Annotated in this window: 18 protein-coding genes; 12 read left to right on the forward strand and 6 right to left on the reverse strand. The window is 49.4% G+C overall.

Annotated features, from left to right (window positions below):
• Positions 1-58: 58 nt before the first annotated feature.
• Positions 59-976: a DMT family transporter gene (locus tag ACXAH4_RS11360; RefSeq protein ID WP_474881924.1), complete on the reverse strand. Its 918-nt coding sequence runs from the start codon at positions 974-976 to the stop codon at positions 59-61.
• Between the two features lie 143 nt (positions 977-1,119).
• On the opposite strand from ACXAH4_RS11360, the gene ACXAH4_RS11365 reads away from it, so the two are divergent.
• From ACXAH4_RS11365 to ACXAH4_RS11390, 6 genes are all read left to right on the forward strand, one after another.
• Positions 1,120-1,983, forward strand: coding sequence for a LysR substrate-binding domain-containing protein (locus ACXAH4_RS11365; RefSeq protein ID WP_474881926.1), 864 nt, complete (start codon positions 1,120-1,122; stop codon positions 1,981-1,983).
• Positions 1,984-2,061: 78 nt separating this feature from the next.
• Positions 2,062-2,979 carry a DMT family transporter gene (locus ACXAH4_RS11370; protein WP_474851205.1) on the forward strand — a complete coding sequence of 306 codons (918 nt, stop codon included), beginning with the start codon at positions 2,062-2,064 and terminating at the stop codon, positions 2,977-2,979.
• 239 nt (positions 2,980-3,218) lie between these two features.
• Positions 3,219-4,529 carry a putative bifunctional diguanylate cyclase/phosphodiesterase gene (locus ACXAH4_RS11375; RefSeq protein ID WP_474881927.1) on the forward strand — a complete coding sequence of 437 codons (1,311 nt, stop codon included), beginning with the start codon at positions 3,219-3,221 and terminating at the stop codon, positions 4,527-4,529.
• A gap of 76 nt (positions 4,530-4,605) precedes the next feature.
• Entirely contained in the window at positions 4,606-5,643 is a 1,038-nt protein-coding gene (astE, locus tag ACXAH4_RS11380; protein WP_474881929.1) for a succinylglutamate desuccinylase, read from the forward strand.
• Positions 5,636-6,052: an HIT domain-containing protein gene (locus tag ACXAH4_RS11385; protein ID WP_474864187.1), complete on the forward strand. Its 417-nt coding sequence runs from the start codon at positions 5,636-5,638 to the stop codon at positions 6,050-6,052. Before astE ends, ACXAH4_RS11385 begins: the two co-directional genes overlap by 8 nt.
• Positions 6,049-6,372, forward strand: a complete 324-nt coding sequence (locus ACXAH4_RS11390; protein WP_119501728.1) for a heavy metal-binding domain-containing protein — start codon at positions 6,049-6,051, stop codon at positions 6,370-6,372. The genes ACXAH4_RS11385 and ACXAH4_RS11390 overlap by 4 nt, the downstream gene beginning before the upstream one ends.
• 17 nt (positions 6,373-6,389) lie before the next feature.
• Here the strand turns inward: ACXAH4_RS11390 and ACXAH4_RS11395 are convergent, their stop codons facing one another.
• Genes ACXAH4_RS11395 through ACXAH4_RS11410 form a run of 4 tightly spaced genes read right to left on the reverse strand, consistent with a single transcriptional unit; the run spans position 6,390 to position 8,675 of the window.
• On the reverse strand, positions 6,390-6,533 hold the full coding sequence (locus tag ACXAH4_RS11395; RefSeq protein ID WP_474864183.1) for a DUF2897 family protein: 144 nt from the start codon (positions 6,531-6,533) through the stop codon (positions 6,390-6,392).
• Positions 6,530-7,204, reverse strand: coding sequence for a M15 family metallopeptidase (locus ACXAH4_RS11400; RefSeq protein ID WP_474844477.1), 675 nt, complete (start codon positions 7,202-7,204; stop codon positions 6,530-6,532). The genes ACXAH4_RS11395 and ACXAH4_RS11400 overlap by 4 nt, the downstream gene beginning before the upstream one ends.
• Entirely contained in the window at positions 7,201-8,328 is a 1,128-nt protein-coding gene (gene dapE / locus ACXAH4_RS11405) for a succinyl-diaminopimelate desuccinylase (protein WP_119501725.1), read from the reverse strand. The genes ACXAH4_RS11400 and dapE overlap by 4 nt, the downstream gene beginning before the upstream one ends.
• Positions 8,328-8,675, reverse strand: coding sequence for an ArsC family reductase (locus ACXAH4_RS11410; RefSeq protein WP_119501724.1), 348 nt, complete (start codon positions 8,673-8,675; stop codon positions 8,328-8,330). The genes dapE and ACXAH4_RS11410 overlap by 1 nt, the downstream gene beginning before the upstream one ends.
• A gap of 180 nt (positions 8,676-8,855) precedes the next feature.
• Between ACXAH4_RS11410 and ACXAH4_RS11415 the strand changes: the two genes are divergently transcribed.
• Positions 8,856-9,470, forward strand: coding sequence for a LysE family translocator (locus ACXAH4_RS11415; protein ID WP_474881931.1), 615 nt, complete (start codon positions 8,856-8,858; stop codon positions 9,468-9,470).
• Positions 9,471-9,524: 54 nt separating this feature from the next.
• Here ACXAH4_RS11415 and ACXAH4_RS11420 read toward each other — a convergent pair whose 3' ends face one another.
• The gene (locus tag ACXAH4_RS11420) at positions 9,525-9,899 is read right to left on the reverse strand and encodes a hypothetical protein (RefSeq protein WP_474881932.1); all 375 of its coding nucleotides are present in this window, start codon (positions 9,897-9,899) and stop codon (positions 9,525-9,527) included.
• A 146-nt stretch (positions 9,900-10,045) separates the two neighbouring features.
• Here ACXAH4_RS11420 and ACXAH4_RS11425 point away from each other — a divergent pair, with 146 nt between their 5' ends.
• Genes ACXAH4_RS11425 through ACXAH4_RS11445 form a run of 5 tightly spaced genes read left to right on the forward strand, consistent with a single transcriptional unit; the run spans position 10,046 to position 16,314 of the window.
• Positions 10,046-10,522: a CreA family protein gene (locus ACXAH4_RS11425; protein WP_303574158.1), complete on the forward strand. Its 477-nt coding sequence runs from the start codon at positions 10,046-10,048 to the stop codon at positions 10,520-10,522.
• A 57-nt stretch (positions 10,523-10,579) separates the two neighbouring features.
• A complete protein-coding gene (locus ACXAH4_RS11430; RefSeq protein ID WP_474881933.1) occupies positions 10,580-11,230 on the forward strand; it encodes an ABC transporter ATP-binding protein in 651 nt (216 codons plus the stop codon).
• 3 nt (positions 11,231-11,233) lie between these two features.
• Positions 11,234-13,789 carry an FtsX-like permease family protein gene (locus ACXAH4_RS11435; protein WP_474881935.1) on the forward strand — a complete coding sequence of 852 codons (2,556 nt, stop codon included), beginning with the start codon at positions 11,234-11,236 and terminating at the stop codon, positions 13,787-13,789.
• Entirely contained in the window at positions 13,786-14,949 is a 1,164-nt protein-coding gene (locus ACXAH4_RS11440; RefSeq protein ID WP_474881937.1) for a lipocalin-like domain-containing protein, read from the forward strand. Before ACXAH4_RS11435 ends, ACXAH4_RS11440 begins: the two co-directional genes overlap by 4 nt.
• Before the next feature lie 33 nt (positions 14,950-14,982).
• On the forward strand, positions 14,983-16,314 hold the full coding sequence (locus tag ACXAH4_RS11445) for a sensor histidine kinase (protein WP_474881939.1): 1,332 nt from the start codon (positions 14,983-14,985) through the stop codon (positions 16,312-16,314).
• Positions 16,315-16,322: the final 8 nt, after the last annotated feature.

Genomic DNA, 16,322 nt, shown 5'->3' on the forward strand with positions numbered 1-16,322 from the left:
ACGAAAGCCCGGGATCTGAAAAGATGCCGGGCTTTTTTGTTTTAACGGTTTGGCCTGCTCAGCAGGCGGCTGCGGCCTTACGCTTTCTGGTGAAAAATGACGCGGGCAGGTTACTTACCAGTGTGCCGGCTAATATCATCACCAGGGCAACAGACAGGCCAGTTGTCCATTGTTCATTGAACATGGGTACAGCCAGCGTACTGGCAAATACCGGCACCAGTGCCATTAAGCCACCCATTTTGGTTGCGCCGAGAATATGCACGGCGCGGGCATACAAAACCATTTGAACGGTTGTAGCCATGACACCCTGATAAAAAGTCTGCAGGCCCAGCATTTCAAAACTTTGCTGCGCAATATTATGTGGCAGAAACAGAATGTATACCGGCACGAACAGTATGGTCGTGGTCGCAATGATACCCAGCGTGGCGTGCCACGGCGCGAACTGCCACCGTCTCAGCAATACCGTAAAAATTCCCCAGAATAAGCAGGCAATGACAAAACTCAGATCGCCGGACAAGTAGTGACTGTCTGCGAGCAACGTTTCAGCTAGCAGAGCAATAATTCCGGTGCTGCTTAGTGCTATACCGATTTGTGATGAAAGACGATGTCTCTCATTTGCGATGAAATAGGCAAGTACTGCAATCATGACTGGCATTAATCCCGGTAGCAATAATGCCGCGTGGGTGGCCGGTGCCAGGGCGAAACCGGTGAAAACCGATACGCCGTATGCCACGCCGCCAATCGCGCCGAGCACAAACATACGCCACTGGAATATTACCTTGCGGTGCTTATAGATAAACGGCGAGAACAGCAGGCAAGCTGTACCGAAGCGCACCATCAGCATATCCGGCACTGCCATGGATGATACGGCTCCTGCTTTACTGATGAGTATGAATCCTGTCCATATGAGGACGGCAGCAAGGGCATAACCTAACCCCTTCAGTGTGTTCTGGCTGGCGCTGTTTAGCGCTGTCATGGTGGTTCTCCGTGGTGCAATTTTCCGGTATCAGGCAATCATTACCTTAATGCTTGTGCAAAAGTATAAGGGATTAGTTATTTCATTAATAATGAATAAATGAGAAAATTTCTTTCATATTAATTGAATGACAAGGTTTGCTGATGGACATTTCAGATCTGGTGGTGTTTAAGGCTGTTGTGGAGCACAAGGGCGTCAGCAGGGCGGCAGAATCTCTTCACCGGGTACCGTCCAACGTCACGGCAAGGTTAAAGAAACTGGAAGGGGAGCTGAATGTAGATTTGTTTCTGCGGGAAGGTAACCGTTTAACAGTAACTTCTGCCGGTCTCAGATTGTTGGACTACACCGGTAAGATATTGCAACTTCAGAAACAGGCCATCGCTGAATTAACCCTTGCAGAGCCGGGCGGTCTATTGCGGCTGGGTTCAATGGAAAGCAGTGCCGCTTCCCGTTTACCCGGTATTCTTGCGCGCTTTCATCGCCAGTATGATGCGGTACAACTTGAGTTGACAGCCAACGCTTCGATGCCGCTGGTGGAGAAAGTACTCAGCGGTGAACTTGACCTGGTGATGGCATCGGATCCGCCCGACGATCCAAGGCTGGAACGGGTGAAGTGCTTCGAAGAAGAGTTAGTGCTCATCTTGCCCCGTGAGTGGGAAAATAACACTGCATTGCCGGAAACGTTGACCATGGTTGGCTACAGCCGTGGCTGCTCGTATCGCCACCGGTTGGAAAAATGGCTCGCCAGACATAATCACATTTGCGAAAGGGTCACGGAGATCCCCAGTCATTTCACCATGATTGGTTGTGTTATCGCAGGTATGGGACTGGCCATGGTGCCCCGTTCTGTACTGGCATTGCATCAAACCGAAGGGTTAACGTTGAAAACGGTAGATGAAGATATTGCCTTTGCACCAACCTATCTGGTGTACAGAAAAGACAATCCATCCAGCGCCATTTCTGCGTTCATTGATTGTGCATTAGCTGCGCCCGGTGCGGTAAACTAACCATTCCATTATTCCCCTTCATTTTTATCGAATGCAAACACCAGCCTGACAGGCTGGTTAATAAAGGACTTTCGTCAATTGCAAAATAAACCGGTTAACAAAGAGCTTTATGCTCATACACTTCTTATTGTCGTCACGCTATTAGCAGCCTCTGGCTGGTTATTTTCAAAATTTGTTATTTCTGCCATGACACCCATGTTTTTCCTGGCTATACGATTTGTCATTTCGGGTCTGATGGTCGGAGGATTGAAGCCCCGTCAAGTGTTGAGTACCTCCGTGCAGAAGCGCCGGCGGGCACTCATGACAGGATGTTTGCTGGGCGTGCAAACCGCAGTTTGGGGAGCGGGTTTGTTATTGTCTGACGGATTGGGGGCAGGCGCATTTTTGCTTAGCCTGAGTTTTCTTCTCATACCGGTGACGGGATTATTTTTTGGTTACCGTGCCAAAAGGCACACATGGACTTCTGTAGCAATTGCGGTGCCGGGGCTGATCTTTCTTGCGTTGAGAAACGGCTTTGTACTCGTGCCTTCTGATATTTTGTTTCTGGTTTCAGCTGTACTTTATGCACTGTATTTTAACGTAAATGGCAAATATTGCTCAGATATACCACCAGTCACACAAACGTGCTTTCAACTTATTTCAGCCGGCGCAATTTGCTTTATCGCCTATCTGGTCACCGAGCAGAGTGCGACACAAACCGTCACAGAAGTGTGGCAATGGCTGGTGTTAAGCATTGTGCTTGCTACCTGTCTGCGTTTTTTCTTTTTATTGAAAGCACAGAGCATGTCTCCGGAAGGGCAGGGAGCGATAGTGATGACCCTCGAACCGGTTTGGGTAGCTATTCTCAGTGCCTGGTGGCTCAATGAGTCGTTAAATACAATGGCTTTAACAGGTATGGCAATTATATTTCTTGCGCTCGTCGTCAATGCGATTGGCAGCATGCTAGCGGGCAGGAAGCAAAAACTTGCTGCTTTGGGACAAGCCCCGATTGTCTGAATAAGTAAACTCAGCCAAAGAGTAAAATAAGTCAATTACAGTGGAAGAAGTGTTTTATACTAAAGTTTAAACATTTATGTCTATCTAACTTGGTAAACACACCATTTGTCTGATTAAATGTTCATGTGCTTTCTTATATATGCGTTAATACAAAACAATGGTTGCGGGTCTGGCTCCCGCATGTTTTTATAGATAAATAATAATAAAAGAAAATTTCAGTGACCGGATTGCCTCCTTATATGAGCCGTCTACATCAAAGTTTGGCGACAATTCCAAACCGCTATGCCTTTATCGATACCATAGAGCAATGTGCGGAAAAACATAAGCATGTCTCCCTGATGCTTATCGATGTGGTGCGTTTTTCCGACGTGACCACCAGTCTTGGTATCAATGTCGCAGACCAGTTTTTGTTGGAAATCGCGAACCGGATCATTCTGCTCTTTGATGAACCCCTGCGTTTCGGCCGCATCAGCGGTGATGTTTTCGGTATTGTTTTTCCTGACAAAATCAAACAGAAAGAACTCCGTGCTACGTTTGAGCATATCGTCGAACACTTCAAAACCCCTATGCATCACGGCAATCATGCTTTTATTGCTGATTTTAATGTCGGGGCGGTCAGTGGTAAGCAGGACAAGTTCGATATTACTGCGTTTGTTTCCCGTGCAGAGGCTGCCCTCAAGCAGGCGAAAGAAAATAAGTATGAAAACTTCCACGTTATGTCCATGGATGAAAAGGCGGAGACAGGACGCAGTCTTGCACTGAAAGCCGATCTCAAGCGGGCACTGCAACAAAATGAGCTGGAATTGTATTTCCAGCCTCAGGTCGATCTGAATACGCTGCAAATTACCGGTGCAGAATGTTTATTACGCTGGAATCATCCCCTGGATGGTGTGTTGTTTCCGGGCCCGCTGATTGAAGCCGCAGAATCCTACAACATGATGAATGAACTGGCTTACTGGACCTTCGAGCAGGCATTTCAGAACATGGTGAAACTGGATGCGCAGGGTCTGAGCGTTTCATTGTCGGTAAACATTTCGCCGACACAGCTGTACGACAGTAAACTCATTCCCGCGTTGGTCCGTCTCAGAGATAAATACGCGCTGGATCTCAGTCGTTTTGAACTGGAATTGACAGAAGACGTTGCCCTGTCGAACTCATTGATGGTGAAAAAGCAACTGCATGAGCTGGGTGCGCTGGGTATTGGCATTGCGGTGGATGATTTCGGAAAAGGCTATTCCAACCTGGCGTTTATCCGGGAACTGAACATTGATGCTCTCAAAATTGATAAGTCTTTTGTGATGGAACTGGGGGATAACCCGGTGAACCGTGCCATTATTGAAGCGGCTAAAATTATCGGCAAAGCAAAAAATTGCCAGGTGATTGCAGAAGGGGTGGAAACAACGGAACAGCTGCATACCTTAAGAGAAGTAGGCATTCTGACAGGCCAGGGGTATCTGTTTTCCCGTGCTGTACCGCTTAATGAATTTATCAGTCTTGCCCACCAGGATATTATGATTGGTGACTCTCCTTTACGCAGGATGCTGGTATAAACCGGTCATGTTTGGCTTTTTAGCTGCACAATAGATAGAATCCTGCGGTATTAATTGCATAAACGACAGGATATCCATGCGTACCCGCTTGCTCGCCCACGGCGATTTTCTCAATCTCTCCCGTTTTTCTTCTGATATTGTTAAACCTCAGACTTTGAAACTTGAAAACGGTGTGCGTGTTCACATCGTTGCGCCCGGCATTGTCGCTTTTTACCCTCAAACACTTAATGCTGACAGTAAATACATTGTGCTTTCCTCCGGTGTTCACGGCAATGAAACCGCCCCCATTGAAATCTGTGATGACATGGTAAAACGCCTGTTCACCGGTTCTCTTGTTCCTGCCCATGCGGTGCTGTTCCAATTCGGGAACCTGGATGCTATGGCCAATGCGAAACGCTTCACCGAAGAAAATATGAACCGGCTGTTTTGTGGCGCGCATTCAGCCGGAGAAGGGCTTGTGAATGATGAGCGTATCAGAGCGAAGCAACTTGAAGATACCATGGCGGCATTCTACGCTGATGCCGGAGATAACGCTGAGAAACTGCACTATGATTTGCACACCGCTATCCGTGAATCTAAAAACGAAAAATTCGCAGTGTATCCGTTCCTCCATGGCAAACCCTATAGCCGTGAACAACTGTCGTTTATGAAGGCCTGTGGTGTAAAAACGATTTTACTTTCAGAGTCTCCGACCACCACCTACAGCTATCACTCGTCACTGAATCACGGCGCCCATTCGTTTACCGTTGAGCTTGGAAAAGTGCAGCCCTTTGGTCAGAACGACATGGCGCGGTTTGAAGAGGCGAGAAATGCGCTTATCTCGCTGGTGTGTGAGCAGCAAATATCATTGAATGACGATTTATCTGATATGGTGATTTACCGGGTTAATCAGGTGATCAACAAGCAGGCAGACGATTTTGTACTGCATTTTGCAGACGATACACCCAATTTCATGGATTTTGCAGAAGGCGATAAGCTGGCATCTGAAACCGGCGCAGAATATTTTGCTGAACAGGACGGCGAAGCGGTGGTGTTCCCCAACGCCAATGTGGCTATCGGGCAGCGTGCTATTCTCACGGTCGTTCCGGCTTCACTGGAGTACATTAATGTTTAAACTTGACGAGCGCTTACAAAACGATACGGTGCTGGTAACCGATTTACCACTTTGCCGCGTGCTGCTGATGAATGACAGTCAGTTTCCCTGGCTTATCCTCGTTCCCCGTGTCGAAGGTCTGGCAGAGTTACACGAGCTTGATGACTGGCAAATGCAGCAGTATGTGCAGGAGTCCCGCTTATGTTGTAAGGTATTATCCTCATTGTATGCGCCTTATAAACTGAACATTGCTGCACTGGGTAATGTGGTCAGGCAACTGCATATTCATCACCTTTGCCGTTATGAAGAGGATATCGCCTGGCCTGCGCCTGTGTGGGGAAGGCAGCCTGCTATACCTTATGGTGACAGTGAACTGGCAGCACGCATTGAAGCATTGAAAAACGCTTTTTCAACGGAGGAAAAAAGATGATTTTAACAACAACACCCGGTATTGAAGGTAAAACCATTTCGCAATATCACGGTATCGTCATCGGCGAGGCGGTCATGGGCGCGAACATTTTTAAAGATTTGTTTGCTTCAATCCGCGATATCGTCGGCGGGCGGTCAGGTTCCTATGAAGACGAGCTCACCAAAGCACGTAAAATGGCCTTTGCAGAGCTGGAGCAGGAAGCCCGTGCCATGGGCGCAAATGCGGTTGTGGGTATCGATATCGACTATGAAGTAATCGGCGAAAAAGGCAGTATGCTGATGGTCAGTATCAGTGGCACTGCCGTACGGGTTAACGGGTAATAATGAGAAGATGACGATTATTTGTCTTCTTCATCTTCCCATTTTCGCGGCGTGAAGTCTTTCGGTACTCTGAACTTTGACGACGACTTAAGCAGTAAAATGTTGCCGATGATAAAGCCGGCGGCCAGTAAAATGATGAGAATTAACCATCCGGTACTCATCTTATCCCCTTATTCAGTACATAACGCTCAAACAGTGAATCAATGCGTTTGAGCACTGCTTCTTTGCCTTCCATGTCTGCCTGTTTCAGGGCGTCTGCCAGCGCATCTGCGCGGCGTTGTTGTTCAAATGTGCTGGCTGTTGACGTGTGAGTCAGATGCCATAATTCCACAGCCACGCCGCCTCTGTCTTCCAGAAAAGGGCGTGAAAAACCGAAGCGGTGCAAATTTTCATCCATCCAGCAGGCCAGTCCGAAGCAGGGACCGGATTCACGGTATTCACTGTCCACCAGTTCGAAGGGTTGTCCCCATTCATTCACTGCGTGTTTATCAAATACGTCAATATCTGATCCCCAGTGATGACGGCTGCCGCCGGGCAATGCTGACCAGGTCAGGATAGCATCAATTTTTTCATCATCGGACAGGGCGCTGTGATTGAGGGCCTTTCCCTGCGCATCATACAAGGTGGCTTCACCACGCCATTTTCTGTTCCAGATCGCCAGCTGACGGGTAAAGTCACGGTGACTGCTGACCAGCTGACAATCGAGCCCTTCCTCCTGTGCGGCCCGCTGCAAAGCAAGCCATGGTTCCTTTACCTCACGGTGTATGGAGAACTTATCATCAAGAGGAACCAGAAAAGGATTATCAATACCCAGCCATGCCGTCATACTCATGCCAGCAACCTGACCATGATGTCGTAATAAATATCAGTCAGCGTTTCCAGATCGGCCATCGATACGCATTCGTCGATTTTATGGATGGTGGCATTCACCGGACCCAGTTCAACGACCTGTGCGCCGGTTGGCGCTATAAAGCGGCCGTCAGAGGTACCGCCGGCAGTGGATAATTCCGTTTCTCTGCCGGTTACGTGACTGATGGCAGCCTGTGTAGCCTCAACCAGATCCCCGGAGTCTGTCAGGAACGGCTGACCGTTAAAGGTCCAGTCGATATGGTAATCCAGTTCGTGACCATCCAGGATGGTGGTGACCCGCTCAATTAATTCCCGGTCGGTGACTTCTGTTGAGAAGCGGAAGTTAAAGCACACTTCACAGGTGCCGGGAATGACATTGCCTGCACCGGTTCCTGCGTGAATATTGGAGATTTGAAAACTGGTGGGCGGGAAGAATTCATTGCCGTTGTCCCAGTGTGCCTGACTCAGGCTGGCCAGCGCAGGGGCGGCATCGTGCACCGGGTTTTTAGCCAGATGCGGATACGCCACGTGACCCTGAATACCTTTCACTGTCATATCACCGGTAAGAGAACCACGGCGGCCGTTTTTCACCACATCTCCCACCTGTGAAGTGGAGGAGGGTTCGCCCACGATGCACCAGGTAATTTTCTCGTTCCGGGCTTCCAGCGTGTCGATAACTCGGGTGGTGCCGTTAATAAATGGTCCTTCTTCGTCACTTGTAATGAGGTAGGCGATGCTGCCTTTGTGATTTGGATAGTCAGCAACGAATCTGCGGGTAGCGACCATCATCGCTGCCAGACTGCCTTTCATATCAGCTGCACCGCGGCCATGTAGATAGCCGTCTTTTTCAGTGGCGATAAACGGCGGGGTTTGCCAGGCTGATTCCGGCCCGCTTGGGACAACGTCGGTATGACCGGCAAAGCACAAAAGAGGAGCTTCAGTTCCCCGTCGGGACCATAAATTCGTCGTATCGTCGAAAACCATGGTTTCATGGTTGAAACCTGACTCGTCCAGCCAGGCTTTCATGTAATCCTGACAACCGGCATCTTCAGGTGTGACTGAGCGGCGGTTGATCAGATTTTTGGCAACATCGATAACAGTACTCATCAGGCAAAAATCTCCTCATACTGAGCAGGTTTAAAAGCAAGATGGTAGCTGTTGTTGTGAATAAGCACCGGGCGTTTGATCATCGACGGATTTGCCAGTAACAGGCTCAGAGCCTTATCACGGGTTAAATCTGTTTTGTCTTCTTCCGGCAACTGACGAAAAGTAGTGCCCCGTTTATTCAGCAGGTTTTCCCAGCCCAGATGACTTTCTGTTTCTTTAAGCCAGGCTTCGTCCAGACCGTCTTTACGGTAATCGTGAAAAGTAAAAGGGATATTTTGCTGTTCAAGCCACTTTCTGGCTTTTTTGATGGTATCGCAGTTACTGATACCGTAAAGAGTAGTGCTCATAGTGTTCATCGTGATAATACGTTGCCGGTCAGTCTAATTAACTGTGCTGGCCGGCGCAACCGGCGCAGGAGCAAACGGTCATGACAAAGCGTATATTTGCCTCATTTTTGCCGGCTCGTCGTTGCGTTTTGCAAAGGTTTCTGGCAATTTCCGATGCTCTTTTTTTGCGGACATTATTTTATGAACACCGGCTTATTGTCTGTTTTTATTCCCACCTTTTTCTTTGTCTCTGTGACGCCGGGTATGTGTATGACGCTGGCGATGACACTGGGCATGAGTATCGGCGTTAAGCGGGCACTGTGGATGATGCTGGGAGAACTGGCCGGCGTCGGTCTGGTGGCAACACTTTCTGCCGCCGGTGTGGCAGCACTGTTACTAAATTATCCGGATGTGTTCACCTTACTGAAATATGCCGGCGGGGTTTATCTGGCCTATACCGGCATACAAATGTGGATGTCACGGGGCAAAATGGCCATCAGCACTGACAGTGCGGCCCAGGCCACGGAAAAAGCGTTAATTATGCAGGGGTTTATCACGGCCATTGCTAACCCCAAAGGGTGGGCATTTTTTGTTGCGCTGTTACCACCGTTTCTTGATACCGGCTCACCGCTGGCAGCTCAGCTGGTCAGCCTGATTGCGATTATTCTCCTGCTCGAATTCACCTGCCTGCTAATTTATGCATCCGGTGGCCGCTCGTTGAGGTCGCTGTTGATGAAGAGCGGAAATGTCAGGTTGATGAACCGGATTGCCGGCACGCTGATGATCGGTGTGGGGATCTGGCTGGCAGCCGGCTAAACCGTTCTTTATTTACATCCGGCGGCACAACGCTGAAGCACCGGATGACCGGTGCTACAGCAGACGCCGGGCGTTTGACTTCACTTTTTTGTGAAAAGGCTGAACCAGCTTCTCTGTCATTTTCGTACCCGCCGCAGGCCCGTAGCGAAGCATTGCCTGTGCTGCGGTTTGCGGGATGAGCGCAGGGGTCATGGCATTACTGACAACTGCGGAAAAAATCTTTGTCTGAAAACGCATGGATTCTGCCGTTACAGCCTGACAGGCACTGACTACGGCCTGTACCTTTTCTGTCCACATCTCATTCATTTCACGCACTTCGGATTTTTTTGCCGGGTACGACGTGGTGGCCATTTGCATTAACCGGGTGGCGATAACCTGAGGTGCCAGTGTCCACAGCTCAAATAATTGCATAGGTAATGGTTGTTTCACGGTATTCTCCTGAGTGCTGCTTCTGATACGGCACAATTGAGGGTTGGTTCAAACTGAAAAGGGTTTAATATAGCCGGTGTAATCCGCCATACTGAATTAACAGTACTAAGATGCAGAAAACTATGAACTTAACCGGGGGAGCAGGTATGCGGGTGATAGTCAGTATTATAGCCGTTTTATTATTAAGTGGCTGTGACAGAAATGAAGTTGGCGATGTGTCGCTGGGTGTTTTCACCACCAAAGATATAAAGCTGGACGCCTTTACCGATCCTGTGGTCACCGGTGTGACTTGCCATGTATCCAGTATTGAAGCCAATCTGGATTTCTCCGACCCTTCAGACAGTTCCATTGCCTGCCGTCAGACCGGCCCGATTACCCGTGAGATGATAGATAAAATCGACAAGGGAAAAGACGGCGATGTGCTGTTTACCAAGTCTAAAAGCATACTGTTTAAGTCAATGAAAATCCGGCGCATTCTCGACGCGGAAAACCAGACATTGATGTATCTGGCATATTCTACGAAAGAGACTTCCGGCAGTTTCAAACATAGTTTATCCACTGTGCCGCTGTGGGGTACGCAGGCGCATGTAGCTGCAGCAAACAGCAATGAAGGCGGGCGCTGATTTTCCGGTGCTTCACCTTTCCGGACACCTTATCAGATGCTGGGTTAGTGCAAAGTCATGTTGAAAATTCGCCACCTCAGTAAGCGGTTCGGTGACGGCAACAAGCCTGTTATTGACGATCTCAATTTATCAATGGACACCGGGCAGTCTGTCAGTATCCGCGGCGCATCCGGTTCCGGCAAGTCTACATTACTCTCGCTGATTGCCGGTTTTGATGAACCGGACAGCGGCTCCATTGCTGTTCACAACGTTACTCTGCCTTTTAAGGGCGAGAAGCAGGCTGACCGGTTTCGCAGAGAACACTTGGGAGTGGTTTTTCAAAGTTTCAATCTGCTGGGTTGTTTATCTGTTGAAGATAACATTGCCTTTACCGCCAGGTTAAAAGGCAATGTGGATACTGATTATCAGCAGCACATTATGGAACGGCTCGGGATTAGCGCGCTGGCCGGTAAGTCTGCCGCCTTACTTTCAGGTGGAGAGCAGCAACGGGTTGCCATTGCCCGTGCTCTGGTTCATAAACCTTCCCTCATTCTGGCAGATGAACCTACCGGCAATCTGGATGAAGACAACAGTGAGAAAGTATCTTCTGCTTTATATGCATTGTGCCGTGAGCTGAATACTACGCTGGTTGTGGTAACACACAGTAATGAAGTGGCCGCTCTCGCGCAGCGGCAATGCTGGTTACGTCACGGAAAGCTGGAAGACTGAGGGATGCACGGTTTGTTTCCGGTGCTTCACGTTTTTCTGAGAATGGCACTGACCCGGCCATGGCAGCCGTTGCTTATTCTCATGGCATTACTTGTCGCCACCGGCGGGCTCTCTGCCGTCTGGTTAATTAATGAAGGCGCAAGGCAGGGGGAGCTGGCTTCCGGTAGTCGCGGATTTTTTGCTGCCGGTACGGTGTCGCCGCGCTCTGACGTTGAGCCGTTAACCAAACAAGACTATGTCCGGTTAAGAAAGCAGGGGTTTACCGGTCTGATTGGTATCAGTCAACGGGATATTACACTTTCCTGCGGTGATACCGGGGATGACAGAAAGCAAGGTAAAAACGCAAAAACTGTCACTCTGACCGGTATTGATGAAACGGCCCTGATGTCGCTACCTGACACGACTGTTCAGTCCCGCACATTCAACAGTGCTTCCGGTGGTTCTGCATTATTTGAACCCGGCAACCGGGGAAATTCATCAGGCATTGTCAGCTATGCTGCACCGGGGTTTATTACAGGCTTTACCTGTGACAATCAGGAACTGTACGGCGATGGGACGCCTGTCCGGCAGCCTGTCTCTGTGCAGGGGCTGCCAGAGGATATACTGGTAACTGGTCTGCAAAACTTTTACCGGAAAGAGATTTCGCCTGACAACACTCCTCTGTCTGCACTGATTGTTGCAGGCGACCCGGATGATCAACAAATCGCACAGCTAAAGTCTGCATTACCTGCTCATCTTACTTTTATACCGCCGCCGGTTCAGGCAGAAACCGGTACGTTGTCAGCCAGCTTCAGATTAAATTTGCAGGCCATGGGTATGCTCATGGCGGTAGTGGCTTTGTTCATCATTTTAAATGCACTCATGCTGATGTACCGCGCCAGGCTGGCAACGATTATACGGCTGAGGCAACTGGGTACAGCAAAGCAGACAATACTCACGGCACTGTTTGCAGAACTTATTCTGTATTGTTTTATCGCCGCGCCGGCGGGCGTGTTTTGCGGGCTCGGGCTTACCAGAGGTTTGACTCCGGTGTTGCAGTCTGTGTTTGCCGGCCTGTTCGACGGGGTATTTATTTCGCCTTCACCTTTTATCGTTCAGATGGTGCTGCTGGCCTGGCTCATCAGCGTGATTGCGCTGGCGATTTTTTTTGTTATTCCGGTTAAACAGCTCACCGGTGCCCTGTCTCTGCGCCGTTTCAGTGAGGGTCAGTCAACACTGTCTGTTGCCGGGCGCCTGTTTATTACAGTAATAGTCACTGGCATTGCGGCAGGTTTTGCTTTTAATGCCGGCAGTACGCTGACCGCGCTGGTGAGCACCGGCGCAGTGTTATTAAGTGGCTGTGTGCTGGTTATCCTGTGGTTGCCGGCACTCACAGCAATGGTTTGCAGGCTGGTGCCGTCTTCAATGCCGGTATTGTCTTATGTGGCAGCGGGCACGCACAGACTTTCTGCAAAGAGTAAACTGGCTGTTTGTGCATTTTTTATCGCCCTCACCGCGAATACCGGCATGAATGTGATGACAGACAGTTTCAGGCAGGCCACTGAAGACTGGCTGATGCAGCGGTTGTCCGCACCGGCATACTTTTATTCAGACGCTCCGTCACCTCCGGAACTGATTAACGATGAGGTTCAAACCCGTTCAGTCTATGAAGGGCGGGGCTTTATTCGTATTAATGTACCTTCAACGGAAAGACGCCTGGCGGTCTCAGTGAAGAGTTTTCCGGTTGACGACATTGCCCGTAAAAGCCTTGCATTGTATTCATCCGCTGAGCAGGCGTGGTCACAGTTTAGATCCCGGGAAGGGATTTTTGTTAATCAGCAACTGGCATTCCGGCTAAATATCAAGCCCGGCGACACTGTGGTATTAAGTGACATTCAAACTGATGATAGCACCGTGGTCAGCCTCTCTGACAAAACATCCGGTGACGCTTTCTTGATTGCAGGGATTTATCCGGATTATGGCAATCCTGAAGCGCAGCTTCTGTTACCACTTACGGTATTTTCTCCGGCGTCAGGGTATGCCGGATTGTCGGCGATTTATTATGATAATCATGCACTCTCCGGACAGAAACCGGATTTGAGCGTACTGGCCAGTGCCGGAACACTGTATTTTACCGGCGAACTGATCACCCGTTCTATGGCCACCTTCGACCGTACTTTTGTCGTTACCGATGCGCTGAACGTGGCAACCCTGCTGGTGGCAGGTCTCGCCTTTGCCATTTCTGTCAGTGTGCTCACTCTTGATCTCCGTCCTGAACTGAATGTGCTGAGGGCCATGGGGGTTGGTCAGTGGCGGTTAAGACTGGTACTGATATTCCAATATATGTTGCTGTGCTTGCTGGCCGGGTTAATGGCACTGCCGGCTGGTATTGTACTGGCTCATGTATTTATTTTTCAGGTAAACCGTTACGCGTTCTACTGGGTTTATCCGCTGAATGTGTCGGTGGACGTTTTGCTGTCCGGTCTTATGCTTAGCATGGCTGTAGTGTTTATTATTCTGTTATTGCCTCTGGGAAAAATGAACGCAAAAGTGGATCTCAGGCAGGAGGAAGGGCTGTGAGAAAGCAGGCTGCACTTGTGCTGATAATCAGTTTTGCGTTGTTTCTGGTCACCCTGCCAGCGTTTCAGATGATAACCCGTTCCGGTGATTCAGGTGCTGAGGAGGACGGTAACACAGCGAAAGCCGGTGGCATTTTCAGCGGTCTGAATATGCCTGAAAGCCGGAAACTTCCTCAAAGTGCAACAGTCAGCGCTGACAGGCCTGTCGTTCTGCCTGATGATCATGGCAGTCACCCGGCATTTCGCCTCGAATGGTGGTATCTCACATTCATATTGGAGGACGCAAAACCTGAGGCCGGCTCCGGACCGGACGAATACGGGCTGCAATTCACACTCTTCAGATTCATTAATGACGGATTTGAGCCAAATAACTGGGCGGATAACCAATGGTGGATGGGGCATGCCTCCCTGCACAGTGCTGCCAGTCATGAGTTTAAAGAGCGTTTCGCTGCCGGTGGCACCGGTATGGCCGGTGTCACAACAGCACCGTTCAGTGCCTATATTGACAACTGGCGATGGCAGGCAGAAGGGAGTGCTCTCACCCCGTCTGAGCTTAAGTTCACCATTAACCGGCATACGGATATTACCCTCAGCCTGACCGCAAATGGTCCCCCCGTGCTTCACGGACAGCAGGGCTACAGCACCAAATCAGCCAGTGAGCAATACCGGTCTTATTACTACAGTCAGCCATTTATTCAGGCAAACGGGGTGATAAACCGTCACGGTGAAAAGACGGAAGTGACAGGGGCTGGCTGGTTCGATCATGAATGGAGCAGCCAGCTGGCCAGTGACGATGCCTTAGGCTGGGACTGGTTTTCACTGCATCTGGACAATGGTGATAAAGTGATGGCGTTCAGAATGCATGTTAACAATCTGGCCCCTTATGTTACCGGCACCTATATTTTTGCTGACGGACGCTCTGAAACTTTGTCGCAGGATGATTTATCCCTGGTTCCGGACGGATCCGAAATGTTCCATGGCCGTACGGCTCAGGTTCGATGGAACATGAAGAGCCCGTCAAAAAATCTTGATGTGACAATCAGTCCGTTCAAGCCCGGTCAGTGGAACGAAGGACGCTTTTCCTACTATGAAGGCAGGGTGAATGTAGAAGGTACACATTCAGGGCAGGGATTTATGGAATTAACGGGGCAAAACCCGTAAATTAGATTATTCGTTAATCATAATTGAAATACGATGTCTGTAAAACGAACTGAGTCTCAAGGTGTCCTGCGTAAACTCTACTGGCACATTTTCGATTACATCGCCGCCGTCAGGCTGAAAAAAAACGACCTCGATCCCAGAGTTATCCACGCGCATCTTATTACCGTGTTGTGCACCGGTGTTCTCATGTGGGCTTATGTCGCAGTGTCATTCATTTTTATGAGCAGCACGGCCCCTAAGGTTATCAGCCTTGTCGCATCCATCGTGCATTTGATCAGCCCGTTATTTTACCGGTTCTCTAACCGCGTCTTTTTAATTTCTAACATCATGTTGCTGGCAGGCATGAGCCATCAACTGGTTTCAGCGTTTTATTCAGGGGGATTCAACAGCCATATTTTGATCTGGTTCGGAATTTTGCCAAGTCTGGCAGGGATCATCTCCGGTATGCGGGGCTTGGTGCTTTGGGCAACACTCACCACCAGCGTATGCCTGGTGCTGCTTCTTATGGACATTAATGGCTTTAATTTCCCGGGCAGTGGTGACGGTATCATGTCGCCGGTTTTCCAGTCGCTGATGGTGTTCGGCTGGATATTTATCAACACCACCATGATGTATGCCCATCTGATCATGCAGCAACGATACGAGCGGAAATTGTCTGCCCAGAACGCCAACATCAGTATGTTACTAAAGGTACTAACTCACGACATGAGCACGCCGGTAGCCAGTATCAATGCAGCCAGCTGGGCGCTGAAAACCCGCCAGGGAGAACCGGAACATTATATTGATAATATTGATGTTGCCTGCCAGTCACTGACCGATATGACAAAGCGTGTTCAGCAAATGTATTTGCTGGCCAATGAATCCCTTGAAATTAAAAAGCAGCCCTGCAGCCTGGCTGATTGTGTCGGCCTGTTATCATCGTTGTTTGAGATGAAACTGCAGCATAAATCCCTCACGTTTACCTATGACGAAGAGAAGTTGTCGAAAATCCGGATTAACGTGGATCCCGGTTTGTTTACCCATCAGGTTATGGCGAATTTGCTGTCCAACGCAGTGAAGTTTTCCTATCACAACGGCACCATCAGGCTGGATGCAGAAGAGAAGGGCGATACCGTTGCCATTACTCTGGAAGACGAAGGAACCGGCATTGAGGGAGAAAAACTTGCCCGCTTGTTCACCGTGGAAAAGAACGTGTCTTCTATGGGAACAGAGTCTGAGCTGGGCATTGGCTACGGACTGAATATTGTGAAAACCTTTGTCATCAGTTTCGGTGGAAAGATCACCGCCGAATCGCCGCCATCGGGACGGACAGTACAAACACCTTTTAAAGGTACCCGCTTCACAATAACTCTGCCGGCGGGCTGAAAAGACCA

The organism is Alteromonas sp. ABV2_168 (genome assembly GCF_056161165.1).

What these genes read in the sequence shown, in the direction of transcription:
- ACXAH4_RS11410 (WP_119501724.1), bottom strand. Translation starts at nt 8,675, where the DNA reads ATGAGCACTACTCTTTACGGTATCAGTAACTGCGATACCATCAAAAAA.
- ACXAH4_RS11425 (WP_303574158.1), top strand. Translation starts at nt 10,046, where the DNA reads ATGCGGGTGATAGTCAGTATTATAGCCGTTTTATTATTAAGTGGCTGT.
- ACXAH4_RS11395 (WP_474864183.1), bottom strand. Translation starts at nt 6,533, where the DNA reads ATGAGTACCGGATGGTTAATTCTCATCATTTTACTGGCCGCCGGCTTT.
- ACXAH4_RS11390 (WP_119501728.1), top strand. Translation starts at nt 6,049, where the DNA reads ATGATTTTAACAACAACACCCGGTATTGAAGGTAAAACCATTTCGCAA.
- ACXAH4_RS11400 (WP_474844477.1), bottom strand. Translation starts at nt 7,204, where the DNA reads ATGAGTATGACGGCATGGCTGGGTATTGATAATCCTTTTCTGGTTCCT.
- ACXAH4_RS11365 (WP_474881926.1), top strand. Translation starts at nt 1,120, where the DNA reads ATGGACATTTCAGATCTGGTGGTGTTTAAGGCTGTTGTGGAGCACAAG.
- ACXAH4_RS11360 (WP_474881924.1), bottom strand. Translation starts at nt 976, where the DNA reads ATGACAGCGCTAAACAGCGCCAGCCAGAACACACTGAAGGGGTTAGGT.
- ACXAH4_RS11430 (WP_474881933.1), top strand. Translation starts at nt 10,580, where the DNA reads ATGTTGAAAATTCGCCACCTCAGTAAGCGGTTCGGTGACGGCAACAAG.
- astE (WP_474881929.1), top strand. Translation starts at nt 4,606, where the DNA reads ATGCGTACCCGCTTGCTCGCCCACGGCGATTTTCTCAATCTCTCCCGT.
- ACXAH4_RS11435 (WP_474881935.1), top strand. Translation starts at nt 11,234, where the DNA reads ATGCACGGTTTGTTTCCGGTGCTTCACGTTTTTCTGAGAATGGCACTG.
- dapE (WP_119501725.1), bottom strand. Translation starts at nt 8,328, where the DNA reads ATGAGTACTGTTATCGATGTTGCCAAAAATCTGATCAACCGCCGCTCA.
- ACXAH4_RS11375 (WP_474881927.1), top strand. Translation starts at nt 3,219, where the DNA reads ATGAGCCGTCTACATCAAAGTTTGGCGACAATTCCAAACCGCTATGCC.
- ACXAH4_RS11385 (WP_474864187.1), top strand. Translation starts at nt 5,636, where the DNA reads ATGTTTAAACTTGACGAGCGCTTACAAAACGATACGGTGCTGGTAACC.
- ACXAH4_RS11445 (WP_474881939.1), top strand. Translation starts at nt 14,983, where the DNA reads ATGTCTGTAAAACGAACTGAGTCTCAAGGTGTCCTGCGTAAACTCTAC.
- ACXAH4_RS11415 (WP_474881931.1), top strand. Translation starts at nt 8,856, where the DNA reads ATGAACACCGGCTTATTGTCTGTTTTTATTCCCACCTTTTTCTTTGTC.